At 53.3% G+C, this 255-nt stretch carries 1 protein-coding gene; it reads left to right on the forward strand.

All coding sequences use genetic code 11. The features are described from left to right. On the forward strand, nt 1-255 hold a 255-nt coding region (locus tag SB659_RS20010; protein ID WP_410551684.1), incomplete at both ends, for an LptF/LptG family permease.

Consider the following 255-nt stretch of genomic DNA (forward strand, 5'->3'; position numbering starts at 1 on the left):
TTACAGCCTGCCGCGTGATGTTGAAACTTTCTTTCCTATGGCGGCCTTACTCGGAGGACTGATAGGCGTGGGCATGCTGGCCAGTAACTCCGAGTTAGTGGTTATGATGGCTGCCGGCCGGTCACGTTTAAACATTATTGGTGCGGTAATGAAGTCCGCCATTATTATGATGGTTGCGGTTATGGCCATTGGGGAGTGGATAGCTCCACCGATGGAAGCTCAGGGTCGGGCTATACGCTCGCAGGCTATTTCCGG

Origin of the sequence: Arthrobacter sp. SIMBA_036, from assembly GCF_046535135.1 — a bacterium.
Classification (GTDB): Bacteria; Actinomycetota; Actinomycetes; order Actinomycetales; family Micrococcaceae; genus Arthrobacter.